The organism is Pseudoalteromonas sp. SR45-5 (assembly GCF_014163565.1).
Lineage (GTDB): Bacteria > Pseudomonadota > Gammaproteobacteria > Enterobacterales > Alteromonadaceae > Pseudoalteromonas > Pseudoalteromonas distincta.
The window spans coordinates 1-8019 of record NZ_JACJDN010000123.1 but is presented as its reverse complement, the minus strand read 5'-3'; the positions used below and the strand labels follow the sequence as shown (position 1 = coordinate 8019).

The following is an 8019-nucleotide window of genomic DNA, read 5'->3' as shown; positions in this document are numbered from 1 at the left end:
CCCAAGATGAAAAAAGCACTGCAGAACCTATGGTTGAGCAAGAAGCTGTGAAGGCAGTTATACCAATTGAGCAAATAAAGCCAAAAGTGAATGATTTAGCTGAACCCAAGTTGAGTGAAGCTACATTATTAGTTTCTCAGCCAATAGTTGAGCCGGTTGTAATTGCCGAGGTTAAACAAAGCTCTGCACTAGCTAATAATAAAGAGTTAACCGCTAGTGAAGTTACTGTGAGTAAGCCAAAAATTACGCCAGTGACTAAAGCTAAGCCTCAAAATACTATGTTTAAAAGCGTGGCAGAAGCTAAGTCGCCACAGGCTTTATTGGTTGAGCAATTAGCGGCAGCTAAGCAGGCAATACAGTTTGGCTTATACAACGAAGCTATAAGTGATTTAAACGTGATTTTAGCGCAATCGCCTTTACATGTTGAGGCTCGAAACTTACTGGCTGCAACTTACTTTAAACAACAAGATATAAATTCTGCACAGCAGGTTTTGCAAGCGGGTATTCGCCAAAATCCTAGTGTGCTTGAATGGCGTGTAATGCTAAGCAAAATACTTATTATGCAACAACAGTATGAAGAGGTATTGCTGCTTTTAAGTGATGAATTTGAGCCTCAAGCGAATCTTGATTTTTGGGTGCTGCAAGGGACTGCCGCGCAAAGTGCAAGTAAGCACCATAAAGCACTTGAAAGCTTTAAACATCTTACAAAGCTTCAGCCTAGTCAAGCCAAGTGGTGGCTTGCACTTGCAACCTCAAAAGATGCACTGGGAGAATATCTGGATGCTAAACAACTTTACAAAGTAGCTCTAGATTTAGGTGGATTAAATACTGTTATGACTCAGCATGCATTACAACGTTTAGTTGCGCTAAAGGAGGCCGTATGAGACCTAGTTTAAAAATGCGCTTAGGCGATTTACTTGTTCATGAACACATGATCACCGAAGCGCAACTAAGTGAAGCATTAAATGTTCAAGCAGCGACAGGTCGTAAATTAGGTTCGACACTTATTAGCCTTGAGCTTATTAGTGAGCCACAACTATTACGCTTTTTAGCGCAGCAATTACAGGTACCTTTTTTAGATATATCACAGCGAAAAATATCACATGATGTATCTAAGCTTTTATCTGAAGTATATGCGCGTCGTTACAGAGCATTAGTAATTGAAGATAATGGTGACTCTGTTTTGCTCGCGATGAGCGATCCTGCTGATTTAAGGAGCCTTGATCAACTTGCGACTATGCTTGCTCCTAAACGAATAGATTTAGCTGTTGTTCAAGAAAGCCAAATTATGGCTGCGTTTGACAACGTGTATCGCCGTACAGATGAAATTACCAATTTTGCAGCACAACTTCATGAAGAATATCAAGACGTAGAAGAGTTTGATTTAAATTCTTTAGGTGATGAGACATCAGATGCAACCGTTGTAAAGTTACTGCAATCAATATTTGAGGATGCAGTGCAAGTTCGTGCATCCGATATTCACATTGAGCCAGATGAAGGCTTATTACGTATTCGCCAACGTGTAGATGGCATATTACAAGAGCACACTCTTAACCAAGTAAAAATAGCATCTGCATTAGTGCTACGTTTAAAGCTTATGTCGGGATTAGATATATCTGAAAAACGCCTCCCTCAAGATGGCCGGTTTAATATAAAAGTACGCAGCCATAGTATTGATGTGCGTTTATCTACCATGCCGGTTCAGCATGGTGAATCAGTTGTAATGCGTTTGCTTGATCAATCTGCAGGATTATTATCGTTAGATGAAACGGGTATGCCTGTACACATATTAAAACGTGTGCGCAGCATTATAAAACGTCCACATGGCATGGTTTTAGTTACCGGGCCAACAGGTTCGGGTAAAACAACCACACTATACGGTGCACTAAGTGAGCTGAATCAACAAGAAAGTAAAATTATTACAGTAGAGGATCCTGTTGAGTATCGTATCGGTCGTATTAACCAGGTACAAATAAATAATAAAATAGGGCTGAGCTTTGCCAGTATTTTACGGACCGCTTTAAGGCAAGATCCTGACATTATAATGGTTGGCGAAATGCGGGACCAAGAAACCGTAGATATTGGGTTAAGAGCCGCTTTAACAGGTCATCTTGTGTTATCAACGCTACATACTAATGATGCAATCACTAGTGCTATGCGGCTAATTGATATGGGGGCACCGGCTTACTTAGTGGCAAGTTCACTGCGCGCTATTATTGCCCAACGATTAGTAAGACGAATATGTAATGACTGTAGAGTACCGTACTTGCCAGATCATCAAGAAATAAGCTGGCTAAAATATTTAGGCGAAGATGTTACTGAAGCTCAATTCTCTAAAGGGCAAGGTTGCACAGCATGTAACCATAGTGGTTATAAAGGGCGTGTAGGTATTTTTGAGTTGCTCGAAATGGATGATGCAATGATGGATGCATTACGAGTTAACGACACGCAAGGTTTTGCAAAAGCCGCTAAAAATAGCGCGAATTTTTCGCCGCTCTCAACAATGGCATTAAACTACGCCAAGCAAGGTATTACCTCTTTAGATGAAGTATTTAAAGTGGCTGAATATATCCCAGAAATAGTAGGGGATATTGATGCAACTATATAGCTACAAAGCTAAAGACAGCAAAGGTATGTTGGTTAAAGGGCAATTAGAAGCGAGTAACCAAGCTGGCGTAGCTGATAGTTTAATGAAGCGTCAATTTATACCAATATCAATCTCTTTAGTTGAAACAAAAAATAACATCAAAATTTTTGATAATTTATTTGTCGAAAAAATAACGCTAGACGACATGATTATGTTTTCTAGGCAAATGTATTCGCTATTAAAAGCAGGTATACCAATTATACGAGCAATGGTTGGGTTGGCAGATACAACACAAAATAAAAAATTTAAAAATGTACTAATAGAAGTTACCAAGCAGCTCGAACAAGGCCGCGACTTATCCAGTTCAATGGCGATACATAACGAGGTATTTAGCCGTTTAACAGTATCCATGGTAATGGTTGGTGAAGGCTCTGGACGATTAGAAGATGCGTTTTATCAACTCGCTATTTATTTTGAGAAAGAACAAGAAACTCGAAAGCGTATAAAAGCAGCTATGCGCTACCCTACTTTTGTTATTTTGGCTCTAGTAGCGGCTATGATTATTTTGAATATTTTTGTTATTCCTACCTTTGCCAGTATGTTCGAAAAATTTGATGCCGAATTGCCATTAATGACGCAAATATTAATTGGCACTAGCAGCTTTTTTGTTAACTACTGGTGGTTATTGTTGGTGATGGTTATTGGTTCTGTTTTTGCTTGGAGGCGTTATTTAAATACAGAGCCTGGACGCTTTAAGTGGGATCAATATAAATTAAAAATTCCATTTATTGGGGATATTTTAAAACGGACATTGCTTGCGCGCTACAGTCAAAGTTTAGCTATGGTATTGCGCTCCGGTGTGCCTATGACCACTGGTTTATCACTAACAGCGCATGCCGTAGATAACAGCTATATGGAAAAAGCGATTATTACTATGCGCCAAGATATAGAAAAGGGCGATAGTTTGCTTAGGGCCTCAAAAAGTTCTCAGCTGTTTTCTCAGCTTGTATTACAGATGGTAGCGGTAGGTGAAGAAACGGGCCGGGTTGATGAGCTACTTCAAGAAGCTGCTGATTATTATGAGCGTGAAGTTGATTATGACTTACGAAGTTTAACCGCAAAAATAGAACCTATTTTAACTGTGTTTGTTGCCATTATGGTGCTGATTTTAGCATTGGGTATTTTTATGCCTATGTGGAACATGATGTCGGCAATCAAAGGGAATTAAAGTGAACACAACAATAACTTTCTCAAAAGGTTTCTCATTATTTGAGTTAGTTATTGTTGTTATTTTACTGGCAGTCATTTTGAGCTTTGCTATACCTCAATATATAGGTATTAAAAATCAAGCGCATAATGCAAGCGTTGACGCTATAGCAGGTAGTTTTTCATCAGCTGTTGGCATGGTTAGAGGTCAATGGGAGTTAGAAGGTAGGCCAAACAGCAGGTCAAACAAAACATTTGTTAACTATGCAGGGGTAATAGTTGGTGTTGATGGGACGTTAGGTACACCAACAAGCGATGAAACAGAAAAAAAAGATACTCGTGCAGAAGTTATAAATGCGAATAAATGCCGCCAAGTTTTAAATATAATTTTACAAGATGCACCCAGTAGTACGTTAAGTAATGAATTATCGATAATAAAAAGTGTAAGTTTTTTAGTTAGGTACAATGCAGAAAATACGCAATGCGACTACTATTTAACTCACACCATTGATGTTAAAAGTATACCTACCAATACGGGGGAAATATCAGGTCTAACAGGTTTTTCATACTTTGCTAAAACAGGCAAAGTAAAAATATTTAAAAATTAAGTAATTAAAAAGAGGCTTATTTATGAAAACGCAATCGTTAAAAAGTTTACCAATGAATAAACAAGCAGGTTTTACACTTGTTGAATTGATCATCGTAATTGTTATTTTAGGCATTTTAGCTGTTACCGCAGCACCTCGCTTTTTAAACTTGCAAGGTGATGCCAATGCTTCAACACTTGAAGGCTTACAGGGCTCTATTCGCAGTGGTATGAATATTGTGAATGGTAAAGCACTTATTGCTAATATACAAAATAAAGCAGAAACAGATACTCCAACACCTATTGTAGAAGGCGTAGCAATCCGATTTGGCTACCCAGTAGGGACTATTGATGCATTTGAGGCATTTTTAGATATAGATTTTGCAGATGTAACCGATGATCCTACTATCGCTGATAGTACTGACTTCAATTTGTCAGGAGGGGATGATGCTACAACTCCAGTCATTATTTTTCCAAATAGCTACCTAGTCACAGATTCTTGTAAAGTTACTTATACTCCAGCTTTAAACAAAGATACTCCAGCAACAGTCGCTATCGATGTTAGCGATTGTTAATATTATATGATAAGCAGTAGTAGGCAACGATTGCGTGGCTTCACACTCATTGAGTTAATTATTACTCTAGTGATATTGGGAATACTGTCGGTAACGGCAGTTCCCAAATTTCTGGGCAGCTCAACAGAAGACGCCTATTCGTATCGAGACCGTACTTTAAATGCACTTAGGACAGTGCAGCTACGTGCAATGCAAAATACAGCAACAACAAGTTGCCATACCCTTTATATAACCTCCACACTTATTGCTCCCCCCACACCAGATACATGTAACGGTGGCGCTGATGTAAACAACACCGATCATTTAGTGGTGCAAATAGACACACAAAGAAGTGATATAACATTTAGTGCTTTAGATAGTAACGCGAACATTTTTACCCAAATTAGTTTTGATGCTTTAGGCAAATCAAATCAAACCTGCACTACGCAATGTCGAATCGATGTTGGATTAGCTGGTGTATGCATAAGTGGAGAAGGGCTAATATATGCGTGCCCTTAAAGTAAAAGGTTTTACTTTAATTGAGCTTATTATTGGCATTGTCATGTTTGCGATTGCATTGAGCATTATCACCGCTTTAATTGCCCCACAAGCCAAAAAAAGTGCAGAGCCGATTGTGGCTTTAAGAGCCTCTGAATTTGGTCAATCACTAATGAACGAAATTCAAAGTAAATCATTTGATGAACACAGCGACAGAAGCTCTCCTTTTAAGCGGTGTGGCGAAATATCTATAGGTGCTGAGGCTTGTACCGCACCTGCTGACTTCGGAGTAGATAACTCAGAAACCAGAACCAGTTATAACGATGTAGATGACTATATTGCACTGTCTAACCAGCCTATTACTAATAGCTTAGGTGAGGTGTTAAGCCAATACAGTGACTTTATTTTAGTTATTACAGTCCAGTACGATAGCGACTTTAACGAATTGACCATTAACGATGGCACAACTTTTAAGCGTATTACTATAGAAGTAACATCACCCTTAGGCGAAGTTTACGGATTTAGTGCATATAAAGGGAATTACTAATGCAAAGAGCCAAATATCAAAATGCATTTACCCTTATAGAGCTATTACTTGTTATGGTGATTATTGGTATTTTAGCCGTAAGTGCATTTTCGTTTATTGGTGCCGGAGTCAGTATTTATTCGCAAGGGGTTGAACGCCAAGAAGCTGTAGCCCAGGCCCGCTTTTTAATAACGCGACTTAGTAAAGAACTTCGCCACGCCACACCAAGTTCATTAAGGCTTTCTTGCGATAACAGTACTAGCGGAGCATGTAGTGCTCAGCAGTGCTTAGAGTTTACGCCGTTTTTATCGGCCACTCACTATACAAATTACTTACCAACCGTAGCGCCTTTTAATGTTAGCGCTGTCGATTTTGAACTTAATAATTTAACGCAGCCGCAAGCTGGAGATTGGGCAACAATTTACCCGTTAAGCAGCGCTGATATATACGATGAGAATAATAATAAGCGCTTAAAAATATCAGCATTTAATAGCTCCACCACTAGTGCAATTGATGAGTGGCAATTTAGTAAAGCGTTTGCCCAAGAGTCGCCAAGTAAGCGCCTTTATTTACTCTCTCAACCTGTAAGTTTTTGCGTTGAAGGGCAGTATTTATATAGGTACACCGATTACGGTTTTACAGTTAATCAATTAGATGCCGTGAGCTTACAAATAAGCAGTGGTGTTAAACGTGATTTATTAGGTATTTATATTGCTAACAATTTAGCGAGCGATTCATTTTTTACTCTTGATGCACTCTCCTTACAAAGAAACGCAGTGCTTAATGTGAATGCGCAAATGCAATTTAACAATACTGAAGTAATGAGCTTTAACCATGAGGTACATATTCCTAATGTACCTTAAAAAAAACCTTCACGGAAAAGCCTTACCCAGTAAGCAAAAAGGAAACTTAATAATAGTTTCTTTAGTCATTATTGTTGCTTTATTAGCACTAGGATTAGCATTAGTTAAAGTGCTTTCTGGTGCATCTCAACAAAATACCATTGAGTATTACGGCGCTCGCGCTTTTATGGCGGCGCAAAGTGGATTAGAAAGTGGCTTAACACAACTATTTCCAATAAATAGCTCAGTTAAAAGCTGTACATCAGTTACTACTGATTTAACCTTCCAAACTGCATATTTAGCTAATTGTAAAGTAGTGGTAAGTTGCAATGAATATATAGACCTACCAGATAGCAGTACAACAAACGGGCTTGTAAATATATATTACTTACAAAGCAGTGCAACGTGCGCCGCAATTGGTTGCCCTACAGGGAGTAGCTGCAGAAAAGATTATTGGCAAACACAAAGAACGCTCAGTGTGGAGGCTAAAACCTTACCATGATGAAAAATGTATTGGTCATTATATTTTTTAGCTGCGTGTTACTTTGTAATTACGCAAATGCAGTGCCTCCAAAAATCGAAGGCCGTTATATAGAGCTGCAAGATACATATACATCGCCTGTTTGGACAAAAGTTAATTTTCAACAGCAATATATAACGCCTCCTGCTGTTTTTATGCTCTCAACAAACCAAGGCGGTAACCCTGCAATAATAAGAATACGTAATATAACCACAACTAGCTTTGAGGCCTTACCGCTTGAACCTTCAGGAGAGGATGGTGGGCATATTAGTATGGGGGCGCACTATTTAGCTGTTGAGTATGGTGTGCATCAATTTCCTGATGGGACAATTATGGAAGTGGGTAGTACAGACTTATTACTCGAATTACAGTATGGCTCTAAGTCTGGCTTTGCTCCACTAACACCTAAGGGATATAAATCACTGACATTTGCTCAGCCATTTACTCAAAGGCCAAACTTTTTCCATTCATTACAAACACTCAATAGCATAGACAGCAATCCACCAACGCAAGCATTAATACCATTTTTAACAGTTGCAGTAGAAAGTAATTCTCTATCTGCCAGCGGCGTTAATATTGCATTAGAAGCATCTGAAACAGCACTTGGGGTTATAAAAACCGAAACTGTTGCTTATATGGCTGTAGAGCCTGGAAGTAATCGCATATTTTCTGACGATAATGGCGTTGAGGTATCATGGGA

10 protein-coding genes are annotated in these 8019 nt (G+C 38.8%); all 10 read left to right on the top strand.

Annotated elements, in window-relative coordinates:
* Positions 1 to 884: tetratricopeptide repeat protein (locus H5072_RS06825; RefSeq protein ID WP_182693086.1), on the top strand; the 884-nt coding region annotated here is incomplete at its 5' end.
* Positions 881 to 2608: a GspE/PulE family protein gene (locus H5072_RS06820; RefSeq protein ID WP_182693085.1), complete on the top strand. Its 1728-nt coding sequence runs from the start codon at positions 881 to 883 to the stop codon at positions 2606 to 2608. The genes H5072_RS06825 and H5072_RS06820, both read left to right, overlap by 4 nt.
* Positions 2595 to 3815 (top strand): type II secretion system F family protein, encoded by a 1221-nt coding sequence (locus H5072_RS06815; protein ID WP_182693084.1) that lies wholly within the window; start codon positions 2595 to 2597, stop codon positions 3813 to 3815. The genes H5072_RS06820 and H5072_RS06815 overlap by 14 nt, the downstream gene beginning before the upstream one ends.
* Position 3816: 1 nt before the next feature.
* Positions 3817 to 4401, top strand: coding sequence for a Tfp pilus assembly protein FimT/FimU (locus tag H5072_RS06810; RefSeq protein WP_182693083.1), 585 nt, complete (start codon positions 3817 to 3819; stop codon positions 4399 to 4401).
* Positions 4402 to 4423: 22 nt separating this feature from the next.
* The gene (locus H5072_RS21465; protein WP_182693082.1) at positions 4424 to 4954 is read left to right on the top strand and encodes a prepilin-type N-terminal cleavage/methylation domain-containing protein; all 531 of its coding nucleotides are present in this window, start codon (positions 4424 to 4426) and stop codon (positions 4952 to 4954) included.
* A 30-nt stretch (positions 4955 to 4984) separates the two neighbouring features.
* The gene (locus H5072_RS06800; protein WP_223231635.1) at positions 4985 to 5452 is read left to right on the top strand and encodes a type II secretion system protein; all 468 of its coding nucleotides are present in this window, start codon (positions 4985 to 4987) and stop codon (positions 5450 to 5452) included.
* Positions 5439 to 5978: a prepilin-type N-terminal cleavage/methylation domain-containing protein gene (locus H5072_RS06795; protein WP_182693081.1), complete on the top strand. Its 540-nt coding sequence runs from the start codon at positions 5439 to 5441 to the stop codon at positions 5976 to 5978. The genes H5072_RS06800 and H5072_RS06795 overlap by 14 nt, the downstream gene beginning before the upstream one ends.
* A complete protein-coding gene (locus H5072_RS06790) occupies positions 5978 to 6820 on the top strand; it encodes a type II secretion system protein J (RefSeq protein ID WP_182693080.1) in 843 nt (280 codons plus the stop codon). The genes H5072_RS06795 and H5072_RS06790 overlap by 1 nt, the downstream gene beginning before the upstream one ends.
* Complete coding sequence (locus tag H5072_RS06785) at positions 6810 to 7301, top strand: agglutinin biogenesis protein MshP (RefSeq protein ID WP_182693079.1); 492 nt, start codon at positions 6810 to 6812, stop codon at positions 7299 to 7301. Before H5072_RS06790 ends, H5072_RS06785 begins: the two co-directional genes overlap by 11 nt.
* Positions 7298 to 8019 (top strand): H-type lectin domain-containing protein (locus H5072_RS06780; RefSeq protein ID WP_182693078.1); only part of this gene is annotated, 722 nt, incomplete at its 3' end. The genes H5072_RS06785 and H5072_RS06780, both read left to right, overlap by 4 nt.

Excerpts from the sequence above, each read along its gene's own strand:
- H5072_RS06820 (WP_182693085.1), top strand. The coding sequence starts at position 881 with ATGAGACCTAGTTTAAAAATGCGCTTAGGCGATTTACTTGTTCATGAA.
- H5072_RS06815 (WP_182693084.1), top strand. The coding sequence starts at position 2,595 with ATGCAACTATATAGCTACAAAGCTAAAGACAGCAAAGGTATGTTGGTT.
- H5072_RS21465 (WP_182693082.1), top strand. The coding sequence starts at position 4,424 with ATGAAAACGCAATCGTTAAAAAGTTTACCAATGAATAAACAAGCAGGT.
- H5072_RS06795 (WP_182693081.1), top strand. The coding sequence starts at position 5,439 with ATGCGTGCCCTTAAAGTAAAAGGTTTTACTTTAATTGAGCTTATTATT.
- H5072_RS06790 (WP_182693080.1), top strand. The coding sequence starts at position 5,978 with ATGCAAAGAGCCAAATATCAAAATGCATTTACCCTTATAGAGCTATTA.
- H5072_RS06785 (WP_182693079.1), top strand. The coding sequence starts at position 6,810 with ATGTACCTTAAAAAAAACCTTCACGGAAAAGCCTTACCCAGTAAGCAA.